Annotated in this window: 19 protein-coding genes and 1 rRNA gene; 16 read left to right on the forward strand and 4 right to left on the reverse strand. The window is 61.2% G+C overall.

What is annotated here, in order from left to right:
* The first annotated feature begins 43 nt into the window (after positions 1-43).
* The 5 genes from M6G53_RS07805 (at position 44) to proX (ending at position 6,117) form a co-directional block, all read left to right on the forward strand.
* Positions 44-1,636, forward strand: a complete 1,593-nt coding sequence (locus M6G53_RS07805) for an ATP-binding protein (RefSeq protein ID WP_253330293.1) — start codon at positions 44-46, stop codon at positions 1,634-1,636.
* A gap of 32 nt (positions 1,637-1,668) precedes the next feature.
* Complete coding sequence (locus M6G53_RS07810; RefSeq protein ID WP_033635694.1) at positions 1,669-2,355, forward strand: response regulator; 687 nt, start codon at positions 1,669-1,671, stop codon at positions 2,353-2,355.
* Between the two features lie 395 nt (positions 2,356-2,750).
* Complete coding sequence (gene proV, locus M6G53_RS07815; protein WP_253330295.1) at positions 2,751-3,953, forward strand: glycine betaine/L-proline ABC transporter ATP-binding protein ProV; 1,203 nt, start codon at positions 2,751-2,753, stop codon at positions 3,951-3,953.
* A complete protein-coding gene (proW, locus tag M6G53_RS07820; RefSeq protein WP_253330297.1) occupies positions 3,946-5,046 on the forward strand; it encodes a glycine betaine/L-proline ABC transporter permease ProW in 1,101 nt (366 codons plus the stop codon). The genes proV and proW overlap by 8 nt, the downstream gene beginning before the upstream one ends.
* A gap of 69 nt (positions 5,047-5,115) precedes the next feature.
* On the forward strand, positions 5,116-6,117 hold the full coding sequence (gene proX / locus M6G53_RS07825) for a glycine betaine/L-proline ABC transporter substrate-binding protein ProX (protein WP_253330299.1): 1,002 nt from the start codon (positions 5,116-5,118) through the stop codon (positions 6,115-6,117).
* Between the two features lie 30 nt (positions 6,118-6,147).
* Here proX and M6G53_RS07830 read toward each other — a convergent pair whose 3' ends face one another.
* Complete coding sequence (locus M6G53_RS07830; RefSeq protein ID WP_064291384.1) at positions 6,148-7,026, reverse strand: LysR family transcriptional regulator; 879 nt, start codon at positions 7,024-7,026, stop codon at positions 6,148-6,150.
* A 105-nt stretch (positions 7,027-7,131) separates the two neighbouring features.
* Here M6G53_RS07830 and M6G53_RS07835 point away from each other — a divergent pair, with 105 nt between their 5' ends.
* The 7 genes from M6G53_RS07835 to emrB all read left to right on the forward strand — a co-directional run bounded on the left by M6G53_RS07835 (position 7,132) and on the right by emrB (position 14,448).
* Positions 7,132-8,331 carry an MFS transporter gene (locus M6G53_RS07835; protein WP_253330301.1) on the forward strand — a complete coding sequence of 400 codons (1,200 nt, stop codon included), beginning with the start codon at positions 7,132-7,134 and terminating at the stop codon, positions 8,329-8,331.
* Positions 8,332-8,452: 121 nt separating this feature from the next.
* Positions 8,453-9,199 (forward strand): AzlC family ABC transporter permease, encoded by a 747-nt coding sequence (locus M6G53_RS07840; protein WP_253330303.1) that lies wholly within the window; start codon positions 8,453-8,455, stop codon positions 9,197-9,199.
* Positions 9,189-9,536: an L-valine transporter subunit YgaH gene (gene ygaH / locus M6G53_RS07845; RefSeq protein ID WP_253330305.1), complete on the forward strand. Its 348-nt coding sequence runs from the start codon at positions 9,189-9,191 to the stop codon at positions 9,534-9,536. Before M6G53_RS07840 ends, ygaH begins: the two co-directional genes overlap by 11 nt.
* Positions 9,537-9,697: 161 nt before the next feature.
* Positions 9,698-10,216, forward strand: a complete 519-nt coding sequence (gene mprA / locus M6G53_RS07850) for a transcriptional repressor MprA (protein ID WP_004928879.1) — start codon at positions 9,698-9,700, stop codon at positions 10,214-10,216.
* A gap of 28 nt (positions 10,217-10,244) precedes the next feature.
* Entirely contained in the window at positions 10,245-11,696 is a 1,452-nt protein-coding gene (locus M6G53_RS07855) for an efflux transporter outer membrane subunit (RefSeq protein ID WP_253330307.1), read from the forward strand.
* A gap of 23 nt (positions 11,697-11,719) precedes the next feature.
* Complete coding sequence (emrA, locus tag M6G53_RS07860; RefSeq protein WP_033649764.1) at positions 11,720-12,892, forward strand: multidrug efflux MFS transporter periplasmic adaptor subunit EmrA; 1,173 nt, start codon at positions 11,720-11,722, stop codon at positions 12,890-12,892.
* A gap of 17 nt (positions 12,893-12,909) precedes the next feature.
* Entirely contained in the window at positions 12,910-14,448 is a 1,539-nt protein-coding gene (gene emrB / locus M6G53_RS07865; RefSeq protein WP_253330309.1) for a multidrug efflux MFS transporter permease subunit EmrB, read from the forward strand.
* 60 nt (positions 14,449-14,508) lie between these two features.
* On the opposite strand, the gene M6G53_RS07870 is transcribed toward emrB, so the two are convergent.
* Positions 14,509-15,597 (reverse strand): tRNA/rRNA methyltransferase, encoded by a 1,089-nt coding sequence (locus M6G53_RS07870; protein WP_015378876.1) that lies wholly within the window; start codon positions 15,595-15,597, stop codon positions 14,509-14,511.
* A 207-nt stretch (positions 15,598-15,804) separates the two neighbouring features.
* On the opposite strand from M6G53_RS07870, the gene trxC reads away from it, so the two are divergent.
* The 4 genes from trxC (at position 15,805) to pssA (ending at position 21,233) form a co-directional block, all read left to right on the forward strand.
* Complete coding sequence (trxC, locus tag M6G53_RS07875; protein ID WP_253330310.1) at positions 15,805-16,224, forward strand: thioredoxin TrxC; 420 nt, start codon at positions 15,805-15,807, stop codon at positions 16,222-16,224.
* A 114-nt stretch (positions 16,225-16,338) separates the two neighbouring features.
* A complete protein-coding gene (locus tag M6G53_RS07880; protein WP_253330312.1) occupies positions 16,339-17,028 on the forward strand; it encodes a tRNA-uridine aminocarboxypropyltransferase in 690 nt (229 codons plus the stop codon).
* A gap of 48 nt (positions 17,029-17,076) precedes the next feature.
* A complete protein-coding gene (locus tag M6G53_RS07885; protein WP_253330314.1) occupies positions 17,077-19,725 on the forward strand; it encodes a bifunctional acetate--CoA ligase family protein/GNAT family N-acetyltransferase in 2,649 nt (882 codons plus the stop codon).
* A 152-nt stretch (positions 19,726-19,877) separates the two neighbouring features.
* The gene (pssA, locus tag M6G53_RS07890) at positions 19,878-21,233 is read left to right on the forward strand and encodes a CDP-diacylglycerol--serine O-phosphatidyltransferase (protein ID WP_253330316.1); all 1,356 of its coding nucleotides are present in this window, start codon (positions 19,878-19,880) and stop codon (positions 21,231-21,233) included.
* 38 nt (positions 21,234-21,271) lie between these two features.
* On the opposite strand, the gene M6G53_RS07895 is transcribed toward pssA, so the two are convergent.
* Complete coding sequence (locus tag M6G53_RS07895) at positions 21,272-22,582, reverse strand: MFS family transporter (RefSeq protein ID WP_253330318.1); 1,311 nt, start codon at positions 22,580-22,582, stop codon at positions 21,272-21,274.
* Between the two features lie 255 nt (positions 22,583-22,837).
* Positions 22,838-22,953 (reverse strand): 5S ribosomal RNA (rrf, locus tag M6G53_RS07900).
* Between the last annotated feature and the right edge of the window lie 5 nt (positions 22,954-22,958).

Raw genomic sequence — 22,958 nt, forward strand, 5'->3', positions numbered from 1 at the left:
GATAGGGTAAGGCTTCAGGATCTCTTTACGGTGAAGCACCGCCATGCGTCTCAAACTCTCATTTCAAATCAAGCTGTTTCTGTGCCTGGTGGCCTTCTCCTGCCTGCTGCTGACCTGCATCGGCGCCTACACCTATTACCAGCTGGATGCGCAGCTGCACCGCGATCTCGGCGCCCGCGCTCAGGTGCAGGCGCGGGAAATCGCTCTCATTCCTTCGCTGGTGGACGCGGTGGAAAACAACGACGCCGCCAAAATTGCCGCCCTGATGAAAAAAATCCGCGCCAGTAGCGACGCCAGTTATATCGTCATCGGCGATAATCATGCCCGCCACCTTTATCATTCCGAATATGAAGGCCGCCTGGGCACGCCGATGATCGGCGGCGATAATAAAGAGGTGCTGGAAGGCAAAAGCATTATTTCCATTCGCAAGGGCGGCATTGGCGTTTCATTGCGCAGCAAGGCGCCGATCGTGGATGAAAATAATCGCGTGATCGGCATCGTCTCCGTCGGCTATTTGAAATCGCATATCGATAATTTAAACGCCAGGACGCTGACGCAAATTATCGGCTCCATCGTCCTGCTGCTGATCGCCCTGTTCGTCTTTTCCTGGCTGCTGTCGAAAAACCTCAAGCGCCAGATGTTCTGGCTGGAGCCGAAAGAGATAGCGCTGCTGGTGCGCCAGCAAAAGGCGCTGCTGGAAGCCATCTATGAAGGGGTGATCGCCATCGATCCGCAGTTGCGGATCATCACCATCAACCATGCGGCGCGCGCGCTGCTGGATCTGCACCAGCCCGCCGCCGGCTTGCTCGGTCGGCCGATCGGCGAGGTGATCCAGGCGCAGCCGAACTTCTTCGGCGCCGCACAGCTGGGCCAGGATACGCACGACGAGGTGTGCCGCTTCAACCATGTGCGGGTGATCGCCAGCCGGGTGCGCATCATGCAGGAGCAGGAGCTGCAAGGCTGGGTGATCAGCTTCCGCGACAAGAACGATATCAATACCCTGAGCAGCCAGCTCAGCCAGGTGAAACGCTATGCCGACAACCTGCGCATCATGCGCCACGAGCAGCTGAACTGGACCGCCACGCTGGCCGGGCTGCTGCATATGCAGCGCTACGACGAGGCCATCCGCTACGTGGAAGCTCAGTCGGAGGGTGCGCAGGAGATCCTCGATTTCATCTCGCAGCGCTTCAGTTCGGCGGCGCTGTGCGGCCTGCTGCTGGGTAAATACTCCAGCGCCAAGGAAAAAGGCATCGAGCTGCGCTTCGATCCGGCCTGCCAGCTGCGGCAGATCCCGGCGGCGCTGAATGAGACCGAACTGATGTCGATCGTCGGCAACCTGCTGGATAATGCGGTGGAGGCGACGCTGCACAGCCCGGCCCCGCACGACGCGATCGAGCTTTATATCAGCGACGGCAGCGACGAGCTGGTGATCGAGGTGGCAGATCGCGGCACCGGCATCGCCGAGGAGATCCGTGATACGCTGTTTGAACAGGGCGTCACCACCAAAGCGGATAAAAGCGACCACGGCATCGGCCTGCATCTGGTCGCCAGCCACGTGGCGCAGGCGCACGGCAGCATAGAAGTGTCGGACAACGAGCCGCACGGCGCGATATTCTCTATATTTATCCCTAAATAAAACCCATAACCCGATTTTTTGAGCACCCGATTATGTCACACCAAGCACTGGACGTTCTGATCGTGGAAGACGAGCCGCAACTGGCGACGCTGCACGCGGAGTTCATCGAAAAAAATTTCAACCTGCGGGTGGTGGCCTACGCCGCCACGCTGGCAGAAGCGCGGGCCAAAGCCAATGCGCATCAGCCGCGGCTGATCCTGCTGGATAACTTTCTGCCGGACGGCCAGGGCATCGAGCTGATGGAAGAACCGGCGGTGAAGAACCCTGCCTGTTCGGTGATCTTCATCACCGCCGCCAGCGACATGCATACCTGCAGCCAGGCGATCCGCAACGGCGCCTTCGACTACATCATCAAGCCGGTGTCCTACAAGCGGCTGCGCAATTCGCTCGAACGCTTCATGCAGTTTGTGCAGACCCAGCGCACCTTCAAGATTATCGATCAGGACAACGTCGATGCGCTGTACAACCTGCAGTCGAAGCAGTTCTCCAGCGAGCCGAGCGCCAAAGGCATCGAAACCAATACCCTCGAGCTGGTGCAGGCGCTGTTTATCGCCCAGCCGGCGGTGGCGCATGCGGTGGAAGACGTGGTTGAGCAGGTCGGTATCAGCAAGACCACCGCCCGCCGTTATCTGGAATACTGCGTCGCTACCCAGTTCGTGCGGGTGGAGATGCTGTACGGCAATATCGGCCATCCGCGGCGGCTGTATCGCAAGGCCTGAGGCTGCCATCTGGCTGTCATATTGCGGCGATAACATAGCGCCCGACGATATCCCCCTCGATATCGGCACCTGTCGTTAAAACTGATGAAATACTGATGACTTTTGCCCGGCCTCTGGTCGGGTTTTTTATTGTCCAGATTGCAGGCCAGGCGTTGAAATATGCAGCTGCGTTATTTCTCCAACATCAATCCATGATGGCGAATAACGGCTGCCTATTTTGATTCATGGGCCAAAATACCATAACTAATTAAAACCTTGATGTAAACCACTAATATCCCATTTAAACGACATTCAGGGTTGTCTCAGATATTCACTGTGTTAGGGTAAAAAGCTCTTTTATTTCGCTAGGGACAGCTCATATCGTTTTAATTAAACCAGAGGAAACAGCAAATTGCATGGCAATTAAACTCGAAGTAAAGAACCTGTATAAGATATTTGGCGAACATCCGGAACGCGCATTCAAACTGCTGGATAAAGGTCTGACAAAAGATCGGCTGTTTGAAAAAACCGGCTTATCGCTCGGCGTAAAAGACGCCACTCTGGCCATTGAAGAAGGCGAGATATTTGTCATCATGGGGCTCTCCGGTTCCGGCAAGTCCACCCTGGTACGCCTTCTCAATCGTCTGATAGAACCCACCCGCGGCCAGGTGCTGATCGACGGTGAGGACATCGCCAAAATATCCGACACCGCGCTGCGCGCCGTGCGGCGAAATAAGATCAGCATGGTATTTCAATCATTCGCGCTGATGCCGCACATGAATGTCCTGAATAATACCGCCTTCGGTATGGAATTAATCGGCACACCGCTGCAGGAGCGCCAGGAAAAAGCGCTGGACGCCCTGCGCCAGGTTGGGCTGGAGAATTATGCGCTGTCTTATCCGGATGAATTATCCGGCGGTATGCGCCAGCGCGTGGGATTAGCCCGCGCCCTGGCCAATAACCCGGATATATTATTGATGGACGAGGCCTTCTCGGCGCTCGATCCGTTAATTCGCACCGAAATGCAGGATGAGCTGGTGAAATTACAGGCCCAGCATCAGCGCACCATCGTGTTTATTTCCCACGATCTGGACGAAGCGATGCGCATCGGCGATCGCATCGCCATCATGCAGGGCGGCGAGGTGATCCAGGTCGGTACGCCGGACGAGATCCTGAATAACCCGGCCAACGACTATGTGCGCACCTTCTTCCGCGGTGTGGACATCAGTCATGTGTTCAGCGCCAAGGATATCGCCCAACGGCGCCCGGTGGCGCTGATCCGCAAAACCCCCGGCTTTGGCCCCCGATCGGCGCTGCAGCTGCTGCGCGATGAGGACCGTGATTATGGTTATGTGGTTGAACGCGGGAAGAAATTTATCGGCGTAGTGTCGATAGAGTCGCTGAAAAAGGCGCTGTCCGCCAATCAAACGCTGGACGATGCCCTGCTCGAGGCCCCCGCCGCCGTACCGGCCGACACGCCGCTCAGCGATCTGATCTCCCTGGTCGCCCAGGCGCCGTGCGCGGTGCCGGTGGTGTGCGAAGAACATCACTATCTCGGCATCATCTCCAAGGCCATGCTGCTGCAGGCGTTGGACAAGGAGGGCTCCGCCAATGAGTGATACCACGCAAACCCAAGATCCCTGGGCTACCGCACCGGTCGATACCGGCACCGCACCCGCAAACGATGCCGCCGCCAACGCCGGCGACGCCTGGTCCAGCGCGCCAGCTACCCATGACGCCGCCGCGTCAGGCGCCGATTGGCTCAGCAGCGCCCCGGCGCAGCCGGAGCACTTCAGCCTGCTCGATCCGTTCCACAAAGCCTGGGTGCCGTTCGACGCCTGGGTCACGCAAGGCATCGACTGGCTGGTGCTGCATTTCCGCCCGCTGTTCCAGGGCATCCGCGTGCCGGTGGACATGATCCTGAACGGCTTTCAGCAACTGCTGCTGGGCATGCCGGCGCCGATCGCTATCCTGGTGTTCTCGCTGCTCGCCTGGCAGGTCTCGGGCCTCGGCATGGGCGCCGCCACGCTGCTCTCCCTGATCGCCATCGGCGCCATCGGTGCCTGGTCGCAGGCGATGGTCACGCTGGCGCTGGTGCTGACCGCGCTGTTCTTCTGCATTCTTATCGGCCTGCCGCTCGGCATCTGGCTGGCACGCAGCAAGCATGCCGCCAGGGTGATTAGACCGCTGCTCGACGCCATGCAGACCACCCCGGCCTTCGTCTACCTGGTGCCGATCGTCATGCTGTTCGGCATCGGCAACGTGCCGGGCGTGGTGGTGACCATCATCTTCGCGCTGCCGCCGATCGTGCGTCTGACCCTTCTCGGCATCAAGCAGGTGCCGGAGGATCTGATCGAAGCCGCCGAATCCTTCGGCGCCAGCCCGCGCCAGCTGCTGTTCAAGGTGCAGTTGCCGCTGGCGATGCCGACCATCATGGCCGGCGTGAACCAGACGCTGATGTTGGCGCTGTCGATGGTCGTCATTGCCTCGATGATCGCCGTCGGCGGCCTGGGCCAAATGGTGCTGCGCGGCATCGGCCGGCTGGACATGGGCCTGGCCGCCGTCGGCGGGGTCGGCATCGTGATCCTGGCGATCATTCTCGATCGCCTCACCCAATCGCTGGGGCGCGATCGCCGCAGCAAAGGCCTCGGCCGCTGGTATCGCCGCGGCCCCATCGGGCTGCTGACTCGCCCGTTCATCAAACAAGCCTGACGCTTTGCCAGCCGGCGGCTGCGGCCCCGGCGGGCGATGACACCACCACATCGAAAGAGGGGAAACACTATGCGCACCACGGGCATCTGGGCTCTCGCCCTGACGACGCTGATTGGCTCACACAGCGTGAGCGCGGCAGATTTACCCGGCAAGGGGATCGCGGTACAGCCGGTGCAAAGCACCATTTCCGAAGAGACGTTCCAGACGCTGCTGGTCAGCAAGGCGCTGGAAAAATTGGGTTACGACGTGAAGGAACCGCGAGAAGTGGATTACAACGTCGCCTACACCTCGATCGCCTCCGGCGACGCGACCTTTATCGCGGTCAACTGGGATCCGCTGCACGCCGATCAGTACCAGGCCGCCGGCGGCGACGCCAAGTTCTACCGCGAAGGCGTCTACGTCAACGGCGCCGCGCAGGGCTACCTGATCGACAAGAAAACCGCCGAGCAGTACCACATCACCAACGTCGAGCAGCTCAAGGATCCCAAGATCGCCAGGCTGTTCGACACCAACGGCGACGGCAAGGCCGATCTGACCGGCTGCACCCCGGGCTGGGGCTGCGAAGCGGTGATTAACCACCACATCAAGGCCTACGGCCTGAGCAACACCGTCGAACACAATCAGGGCAACTACGCGGCGATGATCGCCGACACCCTCACCCGCTACAAAGAGGGCAAACCGGTGCTGTATTACACCTGGACACCGTACTGGGTCAGCGATGTGATGGTGCCGGGCCGCGACGTGGTCTGGCTGCAGGTGCCGTTCTCCTCCCTGCCGGGCGAGCAGAAGAACGTCGACACCCAGTTGCCTAACGGCGCCAACTACGGCTTCCCGGTCAACATCATGCGCATCGCCGCCAACAAACAGTGGGCCGAAGCCAATCCGGCGGCCGCCAAGCTGTTCGCCATCATGAAGCTGCCGATCGCCGACATCAACGCGCAAAACCTGCGCATGCATGAAGGCCAGGCTTCGGAAGCCGACATCCAGAACCACGTCAACGGTTGGATCAAGGCGCACCAGGCCACCTTCGACGGCTGGGTGAAAACCGCCGCCGAAGCGGCGAAGCCGTAACCGCTCAGGGGCGCCGCCTTGGCCGCGCCCCTACCCCGCCATATCGATGCCGCTGAAATGCAAGAAGCGTTCGGCGATAGTCGACATGGGCTGCGGCCAAATGCAATACACCTGGCGCCGCGGCCCGTCTTCAATCGGAATCGACACCAGCGCGCTTAACCGCTGCGCGGTCGAGATCGGTACGATGCCCGCCGCCAGCCCGCGCCGCACCAGATTCTCCAGCCATTCGATATGATCGATTTCAAAACTGACGTGCCGACGGATGCCCGCCGCCTGAAAGGCGCGATCGGTTTGGCGCCGCGCACCGGTACCGCTGTAGAAATCCACCAGCGGCACTTCCGCCAGCGCCTGCAGGTTCACCCGCTCGCGGCCGGCCAGCGGATGCTGTGGCGCCACCAGCGCCACCAGCGGCTCATCGGCCAACTGCCGGTGCGACATCGGCAGCAGGTCAGCATCACCCGGCCAGATGCCGACGAACGCCATATCGCATTTTTGCTGGCGCACGTCTTCCAGCAACGCTTCGCTCATGCCGACGTACAGGCGGATATTCACCGCCGGATAGTGGCGGTGAAACTTGTCGAGCCTTTCGGTCAGAGCCATCACGTTTATGGTTGAAATGGTGCCGATAGTCAGGGTGCCGGACACCGCGCCATCGGCCGCCGTCACCTCCTCCACCAGCGCCTGCTGCGCCGCCAGCAGCCGCTGCGCAGGGGCCATGAAAGCCTGGCCGGCGGGGGTCAACCGCACCCGACGCGAAGTGCGTTCAAACAGCGTGCAGCCCAGCTCTTCTTCCAGTTTGGCGATCTGGTGGCTCAGCGCCGACTGCACCGTATGGCAGCGCTGCGCCGCCCGGGTAAAGTTCAGCTCTTCCGCCACCGCCAGCGCATAGCGGATCTGTTTCAGGTTCATGGCATCTATCTTGAAATGAGATAAATAAAATGAAAATTATACATTGGTTTCCCGGCGTGCGTTGCCGGATACTGCGCGCCATCTTCTTCCCGTGATGAAAAAACCATGAGCCAACAAAACGCCCATCCGGGCCTCAGCCCGGCGCTGACCGTGCTGATCGCCATCGCTACCGGCCTGGCGGTCGCCAGCAACTATTACGCGCAGCCGCTGCTGGAAACCATCGCCACCGGCTTCAACCTGTCGGTCAATCAGGCCGGCTTTATCGTTACCGCCGCGCAGCTCGGTTACGCTACCGGCCTGCTGCTGCTGGTGCCGCTCGGCGATATGTTCGAGCGCCGCGGGCTGATCGTGTTCATGACGCTGCTGGCCGCCGGCGGTATGCTGATCACCGCCACCTCCGCCACGCTGCCGATGATGATCCTCGGCACCGCGCTCACCGGGCTGTTCTCGGTGGTGGCGCAGATTCTGGTGCCGCTGGCCGCCACGCTGGCCCACCCGGAAAAGCGCGGCAAGACCGTCGGCATCATCATGAGCGGCCTGCTGCTCGGCATCCTGCTGGCGCGCACCGTCGCGGGCGCGCTGGCATCGTTTGGCGGCTGGCGCACCATCTACTGGGTCGCCAGCGTGCTGATGATCCTGATGGCGCTGATCCTGTGGCGCGCGCTGCCGCGCTATAAGCAACACTCCGGGCTGAACTACCCGCAGCTGCTGGCCTCGATCTTCAGCCTGTTTTGCCGCACGCCGCTGCTGCGCACCCGCGCCATCCTCGGCGCCCTGTCGTTCGCCAACTTCAGCGTGCTCTGGACCTCCATGGCCTTTCTGCTCGCCGCGCCGCCGTTCAACTATTCCGAAGGGGTGATCGGGCTGTTCGGCCTGGTGGGCGCCGCCGGGGCGCTGGCCGCTTCGCGCGCCGGGCATTTGGCGGACAAGGGCAAGGCCGGGTTGACCACCACCGTCGGCCTGGTGCTGCTGCTGCTGTCCTGGATACCTATCGCGTTGGCTAAACAATCGCTGTGGGCGCTGATCGCCGGCATCCTGATCCTCGATCTGGCGGTGCAGGCGGTACACGTGACCAACCAGAGCGTGATGTACCGCATCATGCCGGACGCACGCAACCGCCTGACCGCCGGCTACATGACCAGCTACTTTATCGGCGGCGCCCTCGGCTCGCTGCTCTCCGCCTCGGCCTACCAGCATGCCGGCTGGTACGGCGTGGCCGCCGCCGGTGGAGTGTTATGCCTGCTCAACCTGCTGACCTGGTGGCTCGGCAAGCGCCACGACCCGCAGGGGCCGGCGACAATCTGATTATCGTGCAAATAGTCACTTAAGAAATTTATTAGCGGTGCAGGGTATAAACATTACTTACTCTCTGGTAATGTTCTGGGCATAAACTATTGAAGTCCTATCTACCCTGCGACCCACAACCATGCAAAGCCAAGCTGCAGACAGCCTCAATCCGCCCGCCGTCAGCGCCACCTTCGCCAATGGCGTCATCGACAGTTTGCCGATCGTCATCGGGTATGTCCCGGTGGCGTTCGCCTTCGGCCTCAGCGCCGTCAAACTGGGCTTTTCCCCGCTGGAAAGCATTTTCTTTTCCTGCATCATCTACGCCGGCGCCAGCCAGTTCGTGATCACCGCCCTGCTGAGCGCCGGGATGTCGCTGTGGGTCTCCGCGTTGACGGTGATGGCGATGGACGTGCGCCACCTGCTGTACGGCCCGGCGCTGCGCCACCGCATCGTCTCGCGCATGTCGCCCGGTAAAACGGCGCTGTGGGCCTTTGGCCTGACCGATGAGGTGTTCGCCGCCGCCACCGCCAAACTGCTGCGCAACCACCGCAGCTGGAGCGAAAACTGGATGCTGGGCATCGCGCTCTGTTCCTGGCTCTCCTGGGTGGCCGGCACCGCGCTCGGCGCGCTGTTCGGCAACGGCCCGCTGGAGCAGTTCCCGGTGATCGAAGCCTCGCTGGCCTTCATGCTGCCGGCGCTGTTTCTCAGTTTCCTGCTGGCCGCTTTCCGGCGCCCGCAGAGCCTGACTATCGCCGCCGCGCTGGCCGGCGCGCTGCTCGGCGTGGTGCTGTTCTCCATTCCGGTCGCCATTTTGGCCGGCATCGGCGCCGGCTGCGTCGCCGCCCTGTTCCAGCCCGCCCCTGCGGAGGCCAACCATGAACACTGATGTGCTGGCGATCGGCCTGGTGGTGGGCTGCGCCAATTACCTGTTCCGTTATCTGCCGCTGCGGCTGGCGCCGGCGCGCGCCCAGCCCGGCCTCAAACGCGGTAAAGCCGCTCTGCTGCTCGACAGCATCGGCATCGCTTCGATCTGCGCCCTGCTGGTGGTCTCCAGCACGCCGGTGGTGATGCGCGAGCCGGACAAGCTGCTGCCGACGTTGGTGGGGTTCGCCGCGCTGGCGCTGTGCTTCTCCCGCAGCAAAAGCATCATTCTGTCAACGCTGCTCGGCGCGACGGCCTTTGGCATCACATTAAAGCTGTTAATGCTTTTCGGCCCGGGCTGACGCCGCACCCGGCCGGTTGGCTTCATTTTGGCGTTTCATGCGTCACATCTTTACAAACACTGACAAATGACACGAATTGCTAAATTATCCGCACGGCTGAACATTTACATTATTTGTCACCGTCGTTACTATCTCGAACGAAATTAATGAGGCCCTAAATTATGGAAAGCTCGTTTGCCCCCATAGAACAAATGCTGAATTTCCGCGCCACGCGGCAGAAAGATTTCCCTTATCAGGAAATCCTGCTGACCCGCCTGTGTATGCACATGCAAGGCAAGTTGCTGGAAAACCGCAATAAGATGCTGAAAGCGCAGGGGATTAACGAAACACTGTTTATGGCGCTGATTACCCTGGATGCGCAGGAAAGCCACAGCATCCAACCTTCTGAGCTAAGCTCTGCCTTAGGCTCCTCACGCACCAATGCGACCCGCATCGCCGACGAGCTGGAGAAACGCGGCTGGATCGAGCGCCGGGAAAGCGACAACGATCGCCGCTGCCTGCATCTGCATCTGACGCCGCAGGGGGAAGAATTTCTCAGTCAACTGCTGCCGCCGCAGCACCAATGTCTGCATTTCCTGTGGTCCACGCTGACCGACGATGAGCAAAAACAGCTGGAACAGCTGACGCGCAAATTGCTGGCACGTCTTGATCAAATGGAAATCACAGAACAGTTACCCTAATTCACAATTTCTGTTCAGGTACCTACTTATGCGATCCCCATTTAACTGGAGATTCACCCCGCTGTTCGCCGTGTTGCTGCTGGCCGGGTGTGCTTCGACCGATAATATTGCTCCACAATCCACGCTGATGGATCCGCAGAGCCTGCAGTTGGCTCAGCCGAAAGTCAGCTCGCTGGCCGTCAGCCCGCAGTGGTGGCGCGCCCTCAAGGATCCGCAGCTGGACGCCTTGATGACGCAGACGCTGCAAAGCTCGCCAACCCTGCGCCAAGCCGCCGCTCGCGTGCGCGAAGCGCAGAGCGTGGTGGGTGAAGCCAGTGCCGCCAACGGGCCGAACCTGGATCTGAATGCCAGCACCCAGCGTCAACGCGTGCCGCAAAACGTCAATATGGGGCTGGGGTATCCGCATAAGCCGATCTACGAAAGCTCCAACTCGCTGGGGCTGAACCTGGCTTACGAGTTCGACTGGTGGGGCAAATACCGCAATCAGGTGAACGCCGCCAAAGCGCAGGTCAATGCCGCACGCGCCGAGCAGGAACAGGCGGCGCTGACGCTGACCAGCTCGGTGGCGTCCGCCTACTACCAGCTGCAGAGCAATCTGGCACTCGAGAAGTTGTTGCAACAGGAAGTGAACAACAACGAGCGCCTGACCGCGCTGCGCCAACAGCGCTATCAGGCCGGCCTGACCGGCGTCGACGTGCCGCAACAAACCCAGGCGCAGTCCGACGTCGCCAAGCAGCAGATCCTGCAATTGCAGTCGCAGATCCAGCAGCTCAGGCATCAGCTCGCCGCGCTGGCAGGCCAGGGGCCGAACGCCATGCAGCACCTGCGGCAGGTGCCGCTGCCCGCAGACAACCTGATGGCGCCGCAGGGCGAGCTGACGGCGGATCTGCTGGGCAAACGCCCGGACATTGCCGCGCAACGCCAGTTGGTGGAGTCATACAGCCAGCGCGTCAGCGCCGCGCGTAAAGAGTTTTACCCCAGCCTGACCATTTCAGCCTTCGCCGGCCTGATGACCACCAATACCGGTGGCACCAGCCCGAATCTGTTTGAAGCGGCCAGCCAGGCCTGGAACGTGATGCCGGCGATTTCGCTGCCGATCTTCCACGCCGGGGCACTGCGCAGCAAGCTGGGCGAGGAGTCCGCGCTGTATGACGAAGCGGTGGAATCCTATAACCAAACCATCCTGAACGCGGTACAGGAAACCGCCGACGCCATCACCATCCAGCAGAGCTCTGCACAACAGCAGCTGCAGGCGGCGTCCGCGGCCCAGTCGATGCAACAGGTGTACCAGGTCGCCAACGCCCGTTACCAGGCAGGGATTATCGGGCGCGACGAGTTGTTGACCAGCCAGACGCAGCTATTGCAGCAGCAACAGGCGGAGTTGAATGCCAGCAGCAATTTACTGCAGGCGAAGATAGGACTGATCCGCGCGCTGGGCGGTGGCTATCAGGCCCCGGCCGCAGCGGATTCGAAAGCATAATAATATAAGGCTTGGAGAACACCATGAGCGCAAGCGCGGAAATCCAAAACCCGCAGCAACCGAGCGGCAAGAAGAAGCAGCGTAAATTTTGGCTGCTGTTGCTGACGGTTATTTTCATCGTTATTGGGGTGGCTTACTTAGTGTATTGGTTCCTGGTGCTGCGTCATCACCAGGAAACCGACGACGCCTACGTCTCCGGCAACCAGGTGCAGATCATGGCCCAGGTGTCCGGCAGCGTGAACAGCGTCAATTTCGACAACACCGACTACGTCAAGCAGGGTGACGTGCTGCTGACGCTCGATCCGACCGATGCCGAGCAGGCGTTTGAACGCGCCAAAACCGGCCTGGCCAATAGCGTGCGTCAGACCCACCAGCTGATCATCAACAGCAAGCAGTATCAGGCCAACATCGCCCTGCGCAAGACCGATCTGAGCAAGGCCGAGAACGATCTGAAGCGCCGCGTGGTGCTGGGCAGCGTTGACGCCATCGGCCGCGAAGAGCTGCAACACGCTCGCGATGCGGTCGACAGCGCCAAGGCCGCGCTGGAAGTGGCGGTGCAGCAATACAACGCCAATCAGGCGATGGTGCTGAACACCCCGCTGGAACAGCAGCCGGCGATCCAACAGGCCGCCGCGCAGATGCGCGACGCCTGGCTGGCGCTGCAGCGTACCAAAGTGATCAGCCCGATCACCGGCTATGTCTCGCGCCGCAGCGTGCAGGTCGGCGCGCAGATCGCCGCCGGTTCGCCGCTGATGGCGGTGGTGCCGGCCGATCACATCTGGGTTGACGCCAACTTCAAGGAAACCCAGATCGCCAACATGCGCATCGGCCAGCCGGCGACGGTGGTCAGCGACGTCTACGGCGACGACGTGGTGTATCAGGGCAAAGTGGCCGGTATCGACATGGGCACCGGCAGCGCCTTCTCGCTGCTGCCGGCGCAAAACGCCACCGGCAACTGGATCAAGGTGGTGCAACGTCTGCCGGTGCGTATTGAGCTCGACGCCAAGCAGGTGGCCGATCATCCGCTGCGCATCGGTCTTTCTACGCTGGTGACCGTCGACACCGCCAACCTGGACGGCCGCGTGCTGGCCGACGTGGTGCGCGACAAACCGCTGTACCAGAGCGACGCGCTGGCGTTGAATCTGGCGCCGGTTAACCAGCTGATCGCCGACGTGATCCATGCGAACGCCGGCTAAGCGCGCGGGAGGCCATCTTGCCACAGAAACCGCTTGAAGGTGCCCAGCTTGCCTGGATGACGGTCGCGCTTGCCATGGCGACCTTCATGCAGGTGCTGGACTCCACCATCGCCAACGTGGCGATCCCCACCATTTCCGGTAACCTCGGGTCTTCCAACTCGCAGGGCACCTGGGTGATCACCTCGTTCGGCGTGGCGAACGCCATCTCGATTCCGATCACCGGCTGGCTGGCGAAACGCTTCGGCGAAGTGCGGCTGTTCCTGTGGTCCACCGCGCTGTTCGCCCTCGCCTCCTGGCTGTGCGGCATCTCCAACAGCCTCGGCATGCTGATCTTCTTCCGCGTGATCCAGGGCGTGGTGGCCGGGCCGCTGATCCCGCTGTCGCAGAGTTTGCTGCTGAATAACTATCCGCCCGCCAAGCGAGCGATGGCCCTGGCGCTTTGGTCGATGACGGTGATCGTCGCGCCGATCTTCGGGCCGATCCTCGGCGGCTACATCAGCGACAACTACCATTGGGGCTGGATCTTCTTCATCAACATCCCGATCGGCGTTTTCGTGATCGTGGCGGCGATGGCGACGTTGAAGGGGCGGGAAACCAAAACCGAGATCAAACCGATCGACACCGTCGGTCTGGTGTTGCTGATCGTCGGCATCGGTTCGCTGCAAATCATGCTCGATCAGGGCAAGGAGCTGGACTGGTTCAACTCGACCGAGATCATCACGCTCACCGTCGTGGCGGTGGTGGCGCTGCTGTTCCTGGTGGTGTGGGAGCTGACGGACGACCATCCGGTGGTGGATCTGTCGCTGTTCAAGTCGCGCAACTTCACCATCGGCTGCCTGTGCATCAGCCTGGCCTACATGCTGTACTTCGGCGCCATCGTGCTGTTGCCGCAGCTGCTGCAAGAGGTGTACGGCTATACCGCCACCTGGGCGGGGCTGGCGTCGGCGCCGGTCGGGCTGATCCCGGTATTGCTGTCACCGATCATCGGCAAGTTCGGCAACCGGCTCGACATGCGCCGGCTGGTCACCTTCAGCTTCATCATGTATGCCGTGTGCTTCTACTGGCGCGCCTATACGTTTGAACCGGGCATGGACTTCGGCGCCTCCGCCTGGCCGCAGTTCGTGCAGGGCTTCGCCATCGCCTGCTTCTTCATGCCGTTGACCACCATCACGCTGTCCGGCCTGCCGCCGGAACGCATGGCGGCGGCGTCGAGCCTGTCGAACTTCACGCGAACGCTGGCGGGGTCGATCGGCACCTCGATCACCACTACCCTGTGGACGCAGCGCGAATCGCAGCACCATTCGCAACTGACGGAGTTCGTCAACCCGTACAACCCGCAGTCACAGGAGATGTACCGGCAGCTGGAACAGCTCGGCATGAGCAAGCAGCAGGCGTCGGCGTATATCGCCAACGAGATCACCGCGCAGGGCCTGATCATCTCCGCCAACGAGATCTTCTGGCTGTCGGCCGGGGTGTTCCTGGTGCTGCTGGCGCTGGTGTGGGTGGCGAAACCGCCGTTCAGCTCCGGCGGCGGTGGGGGCGGCGGCGCTCACTAGGCTTTAATAAACGAAACGGGCACCCTGGGGCGCCCGTTTTTTTATCCGACGTAGAAAAGATTACGCCTGATTCTGACGCCACCAGTCCGCCAGCAGAATGCCGGTCGCCACCGAAACGTTCAGGCTTTCCACCTTGCCGGTGCCGCCGATAGACACGTTCATGTCGCCCTGCTGCCAGGCGCTGTCGCTCAGACCGTCCCGCTCCTGGCCCAGTACCAGCACCATCTTGGCCGGCAGCTTGGCCTGCGCCAGCGCAGTGCCTTTGTGGCTGGAGGTAGTGACGATGGTGTAACCCGCCTTGCGGAAGGTATCCAGCACCGACAGGAAATCATCGGCGTTGATCGCCTTGATATGCTCCGCGCCGCCTTCAGCGGTGCGCACCGCCGCGCCGGACTCCAGCAGCGCCGGATCCTGCAGCAGCACGCCGTTGACGCCAAAGTGGGCGCAAGAACGGACGATGGCGCCCAGGTTATGCGGGTTACCCACTTCTTCCAGCGCCAGCACGCAGTCGGTCGCCGGTGCGCTTTTCAGGTAGGTCTGCGCATCCAGGCCCTGACGTTTTTTGATCAGGAAGCACACGCCGCCGTGGTGCTCGGTGCCGGAAGCCTTGGCCAGCTCTTCCTCATCCACCACGTGGTAAGCCTTGCGGTTGGCCGCCATCCAGCGCAGCGCTTCGCGGAAACGCGGGGTGACCGACTGCACGAACCAGGCGCGCACAATCGCTTCCGGGCGGCTGGCGAACAGCGCCTGACAGGCGTTTTCACCGTAAACGCGGGTTTCTTCCGCACGCTGGCGACGCAGCTGTTCCGGATCGATAAAGCTTTTGCCGCTGATACCGCCGTGATCAAACGCCGGCTCTTCATTCGGCGCGCGCGAAACGGTTCTCCACGGTGACTCGTTGCCACCGCGATCTTCAGAGCGCGCCGGACGGCGAGGACGATCGCTTTCACTGCGGCGGGAGTCGGCGCCACGGCGATCGTTGCCGCCGCGCGCCTTGTCTTGACCGGTGCGGCCCGAGCGCGCACCGTCAGCCGGACGGCCTTTGCCGGCCGGACGTTTATTCTTGTTGCGGTCGTCGCCGTTGTCGTCGTCACTGCGGACGTACATCACTTTGACTTTACCGTTCTTGCCACTAAATGAATCGTTCATTGTCTTCTCCACCAACGCGCAGGGCGCGAAGATTACCTGATGTTGGTGCACGAAGCCACCAACTTGCGCTAAAAGCTCCCAACTATCACATCCATTGAACAAACCTCATTGTCCATGCGCCGGGTTTTGCCGATAATTGTCAGCATTAAAGAAACATCTCCGCAACCGCGTTGCGGGGACCATGCTTTCTCTGTACCCGAGGTCAACATGAATACAGTTTGTGCAGCTTGCCATGCCACCAACCGCGTGCCGGAAGAACGTCTGGCGGACAACGCGAAATGCGGCCGCTGCGGCCATGAGCTCTTCGACGGTGAAGTGATCAACGCCACCGCCGCCACGCTGGACCAGTTGCTGCAGGACGATCTGCCGGTCGTGGTCGATTTCTGGGCGCCGTGGTGCGGCCCGTGCCGCAGCTTTGCGCCGATCTTTGAAGACGTGGCCGAAGAGCGCGCCGGCAAAGTGCGCTTCGTGAAAGTGAACACCGAAGCCGAGCCGGAGCTGAGCGCCCGTTTCCGCATCCGCAGCATCCCAACCATCATGGTGTTCCGTCAGGGCAAGATGGTCGACATGCTCAACGGTGCGATGCCAAAGGCGCCGTTTGACAACTGGCTCAACGAGTTAGTGTGATTCGGCAAGTATAGGCCGTATCCCGCCATCGCGCGCGAACGCGCCCCGATCGAGCCCGCCCCTCCCGGCGGGCTTTTTTCTGCGTTACAATGGCGGTTTTTCCCCAGGATCGTTATGACCGACAACGCCGTACTTCGCCTGCGCCAATTCCGTTTAGACCGCGCCACCCGCCCCTTTCTGGCGCGCGGTTGCCGAGTGGCGCGTTGTCAGGGTTGCCTGCTGCCGCATAAAAACTGCCTGTGCGACACCATTCGCCCGCAGCAGGCCGGCAGCCGTTTCTGCCTGATCATGTTCGGCGCCGAGCCGCTCAAGCCGAGCAACACCGGCCGCCTGATCGCCGATATCCTGCCGGACACCCAGGCGTTCCTCTGGTCGCGCACCGAGATCGATCCCGCCCTGCTGGCCGCCATCAACGATCCGACGCGGCAGCCTTATGTGGTGTTCCCTGCCTCCTACGCCGACGCCGAACGGCCGGTGTTCAGCGAGCTGCCCGCCGGCGGTAAACCGCCGCTGTTCATTATGCTGGACGGCACCTGGGCGGAAGCGCGCAAAATGTTCCGTAAAAGCCCGTACCTCAATCAATTCCCGGTGTTTTCCCTCAACGTCGACGCCGCATCGGACTACCAGCTGCGCGAAGCCAGCCGCGCCGAGCAGCACTGCACGGCGGAAGTGGCCGCTGCCCTGCTGCAACAGGCGGGCGATCTGCCGGCCGCCGACGGATTGAATCAGCATTTCCGCTATTTCCGCCAACAGTATCTGGCGGGAAAACCGACCCGGCCGGAGGCACAGGTCACAGCAATGTAGCCATAAAGCGCCTAAAATCAGGCGTAACGTTGCCAAAAGGAGCCGTGCATGAGCCAGCGAGGGTTAGAAGCGCTACTACGTCCCAAATCGATCGCCGTGCTGGGCGCTTCGCAGCAGCCCGGCCGCGCCGGCAACCTGATGATGAGCAACCTGCTGGCCGGCGGTTTCGGCGGGCCCATTTTGCCGGTCACGCCGCGCTACAAGGCGGTATGCGGCGTGATGGCCTACCCCGACGTCGCCAGCCTGCCGCTGACGCCGGATCTGGCGATCATCTGCACCCACGCCAAACGCAATCTGGCGCTGATTGAAGCGCTGGGCCAACGCGGCTGTAAAACCGCCATCGTCCTCTCTTCGCCGCCGGAACAGTTTGCCGAGCTGAAGGCCTGCGCGCAGCGCTACGCCATGCGGCTGCTGGGCCCCAACAGCCTGGGCCTGCTGGCGCCGTGGCAGGGCATCAACGCCAGCTTCTCGCCGGTGCCGATCCAAAAGGGCAAGCTGGCGTTTATCTCGCAGTCCGCCGCCGTGGCCAACACCATTCTCGACTGGGCGCAGCAGCGCGAAGTCGGCTTCTCCTACTTCATCGCGCTGGGCGACAGCCTGGATATCGACGTCGATGACCTGCTCGACTTTTTGGCGCGCGACAGCAAGACCAGCGCCATCCTGCTGTATCTGGAAAACATCAGCGATGCGCGGCGCTTTCTCTCCGCCTCGCGCAGCGCCTCGCGCAACAAGCCCATTCTGGTGATCAAAAGCGGCCGTAGCCAACAGGCGCAGCTGCTGCTCAACAGCCAGCTGGGGCTGGACGCCGCCTATGACGCCGCCATCCAGCGCGCCGGCCTGCTGCGCGTGCAGGATACCCATGAACTGTTCTCGGCGGTGGAAACCCTCAGCCATATGCATCCGCTGCGCGGCGAACGGCTGATGATCGTCAGCAATGGGGCGGCACCAGCAGCGATGGCGCTGGACGAGCTGCTCGGGCGCAACGGCAAGCTGGCCACGCTGAGTGATGAGAGCCTGGCGAAGCTGAGCGACGCACTGCCGGATTTCATTCGCGCCGGCAACCCGCTCGACCTGCGCGATGACGCCACGCCACAGCGTTTCCTGGCGGCTATCGAAGCGCTACTCGACAGCCACGACTATGACGCGCTGCTGTTGATCCACGCGCCGAGCGCGGCGGCGCCCGGCACTGCCACGGCGGAACGGCTGATCGACGCGCTGCATCGCCATGCGCGCGGCAAACGCATCACGCTGCTGACCAACTGGTGCGGCGAATACTCTTCGCAAGAGGCGCGCCGGTTGTTTACCGAAGCCGCCATTCCCACCTACCGCACGCCGGAAGGCGCGGTGACGGCTTTTATGCATATGGTGGAATACCGCCGTAACCAGAAGCAGCTGAAAGAGACGCCGGCGCTGCCGAGCGGCCTGACCGCCAATACTGCCGACGCCCACCGTCTGATCCGTCAGGCGCTGGCCGAGGGCGCCACCCAGTTGGATACCCACGAGGTGCAATCCATTCTGCAGGCCTATGACCTGAGCACCCTGCCGACCTGGATCGCCGAAGACAGCGCCGAAGCGGTACACATCGCCGAACAGATCGGCTACCCGGTGGCGCTGAAGCTGCGTTCGCCGGATATCCCGCATAAATCGGAAGTTCAGGGCGTGATGCTCTACCTGCGCACCGCAACCGAAGTGCAGCGCGCGGCGGAGGCGATCCTCGATCGCGTGAAGCGTACCTATCCTCAGGCGCGCATCCATGGCCTGCTGGTGCAGAGCATGGCCAACCGCGCCGGCGCCCAGGAGCTGCGCATCGCGGTGGAGCAAGATGCGATTTTCGGCCCGCTGATCATGCTGGGTGAAGGCGGCGTGGAGTGGCGCCAGGAAAATCAGGTGGCAGTCGCGCTGCCGCCGTTGAACATGGCGCTGGCGCGTTATCTGGTGTTGCAGGCGGTGAAAGGCGGCAAGATCCGCGGGCGCAGCGCGCTGCGGCCTTTGGATATTCCCGGATTGAGCCGCTTGCTGGTGCAGGTCTCCAACCTGATCCTCGACTGCCCGGAGATCGTCCGGCTGGATATTCACCCGGTGCTGGCCTCCGGCAGCGAATTCACCCTGCTGGACGTTTCGATGCAGCTCGCGCCGTTCAGCGGCGATCCGCAAGCGCGGCTGGCGATTCGCCCTTATCCGCATGAGCTGGAAGAGACTATCGCGCTGAAAGACGGCAGCCAATGCCTGTTCCGCCCGATCCTGCCGGAAGACGAGCCGGCGCTGAAGCATTTCATCGACCGGGTGACCAAGGAAGATCTCTATTATCGCTACTTCAGCGAGATCAACGAGTTTACCCATGACGATTTGGCCAACATGACGCAGATCGACTACGATCGAGAAATGGCCTTTGTGGCGGTGCGCGCAGACGAGATCATCGGCGTGACCCGCGCGCTGTCCGATCCGGACAACACCGACGCCGAATTCGCCGTGCTGGTGCGTTCCGATCTGAAAGGCGTAGGGCTGGGCCGCCAGCTGCTGGAGAAAATGATCGCCTATGCGCGCGCTCATGGCCTGACCCGCCTGAGCGGCATCACCATGCCGAATAACCGCGGCATGATCGCGCTGGCGCAGCGGCTGGGCTTTGGCATCGAGGTGCAGCTTGAGGACGGCATCGTCAATCTGACGCTGCCGCTGCAGGCCGCCGACGCGCAGTGAGCTGCGTCGCAATGCGCTACGAATCCACCACTTAACGCCAAAACATACGCACAATCGGGGAAACTAATGGTATTATCGCCCGATTATTCGGTTTATTGTTTTTATGCCTGTGGCGTTCCGGCCATCAATCATGAGAGAAGAAGCGCACTGTGATGTTGTCAAAATTTAAACGTAGCAAACATCAACAACACCTTGCACAACTGCCCAAACTCCCCCAGACGGTTGCTGATGTTCGTACGTTGTACGCGCCGTCCGACTTTCGCGCCACGCTGCTGGACGCCATCGCCAACGCCACCCAACGTATCTATCTGGTGGCGCTGTATCTGGAGCATGACGACACCGGGCGCGAGATCCTCAACGCGCTCTATCAGGCCAAGCAGCGGCGGCCCGAGCTGGAAATCTGCGTGCTGGTCGACTGGCACCGCGCACAGCGCGGGCGCATCGGCGCCGCCGCGGCCAATACCAACGCCGACTGGTATTGCGCCATGGCCAGCCAGCATCCAGAGCAGTCGGTGCCGATCTACGGCGTGCCGGTCAATACCCGCGAAGCGCTGGGCGTGCTGCACCTGAAGGGCTTTGTGGTCGACGATACCGTGATCTACAGCGGCGCCAGCATCAACGATGTCTATCTGCATCAGCATGAGAAATACCGTTACGATCGCTACCAGCTGATCACCAATGAGGCGTTGGCCGATACCCTGATCGATTACATCAAGCAGCATCTGCTCACCGCCGGCGCCGTACAGCGCCTCGATCGCAGCGATCGGCCGAAAAGCCCGGAGATCAAAAACGAGATCCGCCAGTTCCGTTTCGCCCTGCGCCGCGCCGGTTACCACTTCCGCGGCAAGGCCGGAAACGATGAGCTGGCGGTAACGCCGCTGGTTGGGCTTGGCAAACAAAGCGTGCTGAATAAGACCATTCATCACCTGATGTCCTGTACCGATCAGAAACTGACGCTGTGCACCCCCTATTTCAACCTGCCGGCGCTGCTGGTACGCAACATCATTTATCTGCTGCGCCAGGGTAAACAGGTGGAGATCATCGTCGGCGACAAAACCGCCAACGACTTCTATATTCCGGAAGATCAGCCATTCAAAATCATTGGCGCGCTGCCCTATCTGTACGAGATCAACCTGCGCCGCTTCCTGAGCCGCTTGCAGCGTTACGTCGACACCGGCCAGCTGATCGTGCGTCTGTGGAAGGATGGCGATAACAGCTATCACCTGAAAGGCATGTGGGTAGACGAAGAATGGCAGCTGATTACCGGCAATAACCTCAACCCGCGCGCCTGGCGGCTGGATCTGGAAAACGCCATTCTGATCCACGATCCCAAGCAGGAAATGCGCGAGCAGCGGCAAAAAGAGCTGGAGTGCATCCGCACTCACACCACCGTGGTCGGCCATTATCAGGAGCTGCAAAGCATTCAGCAGTATCCGATCAAGGTGCGCAAGCTGATTCGCCGTCTGCGGCGTATTCGCGTCGATCGGCTGATTAGCCGTATCCTCTAAGTGGTACTCTGACCCCGGCCAAAGCCGGGGTTTTTATTTTACAGCTGTATCTCTTTGCCTTTGCGATGCAGCCGGAGCGAGACCAGCAGCGCCAGCAGGCACATGCCGGAAACGTACCAGAAGAAGGCATTCTCCACGCCGAACGATTTCAGCGACAGCGCGACATATTCCGCCGAGCCGCCGAACAGGGCGTTGGCTACCGCATAAGACAAGCCCACGCCTAACGCACGCACCTCCGGCGGGAACATCTCGGCTTTGAGCAGCCCGCTGATCGCGGTGTAGAAACTGACGATAAACAGCGCCAACACGATCAGGCCGAACGCCATAAAGGGATTGGTCACCTCTTTCAGCGCAAACAGGATCGGCACCGTCAGCACGGTGGCCAATGCCGAGAAGATCAGCATCGAACTGCGACGGCCGATTTTGTCAGAGAACGCGCCGACCGCCGGCTGCAGCAGCATAAAGACGAACAGCGCGACGGTCATGATGGCGCTGGCCAGCCTGGCGTCCATACCGGCGGTGTTCACCAGATATTTCTGCATATAGGTGGTGAAGGTGTAGAAGGTCAGCGAACCGGCGGCGGTAAAGCCCAGCACCATCAGAAACGCTTTGCGGTTTTTCCACAGCCCCGTCAGCGAACCGGCATCCTGGTGGTTACGCGTCTTCGCATCGGAGGTTTCATTCAGCGAACGGCGCAGGTACAGCGCCACCACTGCCAACACCGCCCCCAGGGCAAACGGTATACGCCATCCCCAGGCCTTCAGCTCTTCGCCGGACAATATCTGCTGCAGGATCACCAACACCAGCAGCGCCAGCAGTTGCCCGCCGATCAGCGTGACGTACTGGAACGAGGCGTAGAAGCCGCGCCGCCCCTTGATCGCCACCTCGCTCATGTAGGTGGCGCTGGTGCCGTACTCGCCGCCCACCGACAACCCCTGGAACAGGCGCGCGATCAGCAGCAGCGCCGGTGCCCAACTGCCGATCGACTCATACGTCGGCAGACAGGCGATCACCAGCGATCCGGCACACATCATGCAGACCGAAAGCAGCATTGAATTTTTTCGTCCGTGCTTGTCGGCTATGTAGCCGAACAGCCAGCCGCCGATAGGCCGCATAAAGAAGCCGGCGGCGAATACCCCGGCGGTTTGCAACAGTTGTGTGGTGCTGTTGCCCGCCGGAAAAAATGAGGCGGCAAAGTAGATTGAGCAGAAGGAGTAAACGTAAAAATCAAACCACTCCACCAGATTACCTGACGAAGCCCCGACGATAGCGAAAATGCGTTTTTTGTTATCCAGCGCCCCCTGTTCGACGCCGTGCTCCCCCTCGAGAGCCGAGGTTGTTTCTGTCATGATATTTTCTCCGAGCCATAGTAATGATGAAATTCGGCTTCCTGCCGCCTGGTGTTACTTTATTGTTATTTATAAGTTAACAACCAACAGAATAGCGGACGAAGAATATCTGGGATTCAGAGAAACAATGCGTTGGTTTTGTGATGAATATTGAACAGTACGATGAAAGCTGAAACGGATTACAGCGGGGATTTTCCATTTTACGCATAGCAAAAAGCCCTGAACGTCAGTTCAGGGCTTTCGGCTTTGTTTGATGCCTGGCAGTGTCCTACTCTCGCATGGGGAGACCCCACACTACCATCGGCGCTACGGCGTTTCACTTCTGAGTTCGGCATGGGGTCAGGTGGGACCACCGCGCTATTGCCGCCAGGCAAAT

This window comes from Serratia nevei, assembly GCF_024160145.1.
Taxonomy (GTDB): domain Bacteria; phylum Pseudomonadota; class Gammaproteobacteria; order Enterobacterales; family Enterobacteriaceae; genus Serratia; species Serratia nevei_A.

Excerpts from the sequence above, each read along its gene's own strand:
- M6G53_RS07805 (WP_253330293.1), top strand. The coding sequence starts at position 44 with ATGCGTCTCAAACTCTCATTTCAAATCAAGCTGTTTCTGTGCCTGGTG.
- M6G53_RS07810 (WP_033635694.1), top strand. The coding sequence starts at position 1,669 with ATGTCACACCAAGCACTGGACGTTCTGATCGTGGAAGACGAGCCGCAA.
- proV (WP_253330295.1), top strand. The coding sequence starts at position 2,751 with ATGGCAATTAAACTCGAAGTAAAGAACCTGTATAAGATATTTGGCGAA.
- proW (WP_253330297.1), top strand. The coding sequence starts at position 3,946 with ATGAGTGATACCACGCAAACCCAAGATCCCTGGGCTACCGCACCGGTC.
- proX (WP_253330299.1), top strand. The coding sequence starts at position 5,116 with ATGCGCACCACGGGCATCTGGGCTCTCGCCCTGACGACGCTGATTGGC.
- M6G53_RS07830 (WP_064291384.1), bottom strand. The coding sequence starts at position 7,026 with ATGAACCTGAAACAGATCCGCTATGCGCTGGCGGTGGCGGAAGAGCTG.
- M6G53_RS07835 (WP_253330301.1), top strand. The coding sequence starts at position 7,132 with ATGAGCCAACAAAACGCCCATCCGGGCCTCAGCCCGGCGCTGACCGTG.
- M6G53_RS07840 (WP_253330303.1), top strand. The coding sequence starts at position 8,453 with ATGCAAAGCCAAGCTGCAGACAGCCTCAATCCGCCCGCCGTCAGCGCC.
- ygaH (WP_253330305.1), top strand. The coding sequence starts at position 9,189 with ATGAACACTGATGTGCTGGCGATCGGCCTGGTGGTGGGCTGCGCCAAT.
- mprA (WP_004928879.1), top strand. The coding sequence starts at position 9,698 with ATGGAAAGCTCGTTTGCCCCCATAGAACAAATGCTGAATTTCCGCGCC.
- M6G53_RS07855 (WP_253330307.1), top strand. The coding sequence starts at position 10,245 with ATGCGATCCCCATTTAACTGGAGATTCACCCCGCTGTTCGCCGTGTTG.
- emrA (WP_033649764.1), top strand. The coding sequence starts at position 11,720 with ATGAGCGCAAGCGCGGAAATCCAAAACCCGCAGCAACCGAGCGGCAAG.
- M6G53_RS07870 (WP_015378876.1), bottom strand. The coding sequence starts at position 15,597 with ATGAACGATTCATTTAGTGGCAAGAACGGTAAAGTCAAAGTGATGTAC.
- trxC (WP_253330310.1), top strand. The coding sequence starts at position 15,805 with ATGAATACAGTTTGTGCAGCTTGCCATGCCACCAACCGCGTGCCGGAA.
- M6G53_RS07880 (WP_253330312.1), top strand. The coding sequence starts at position 16,339 with ATGACCGACAACGCCGTACTTCGCCTGCGCCAATTCCGTTTAGACCGC.
- M6G53_RS07885 (WP_253330314.1), top strand. The coding sequence starts at position 17,077 with ATGAGCCAGCGAGGGTTAGAAGCGCTACTACGTCCCAAATCGATCGCC.
- pssA (WP_253330316.1), top strand. The coding sequence starts at position 19,878 with ATGTTGTCAAAATTTAAACGTAGCAAACATCAACAACACCTTGCACAA.
- M6G53_RS07895 (WP_253330318.1), bottom strand. The coding sequence starts at position 22,582 with ATGACAGAAACAACCTCGGCTCTCGAGGGGGAGCACGGCGTCGAACAG.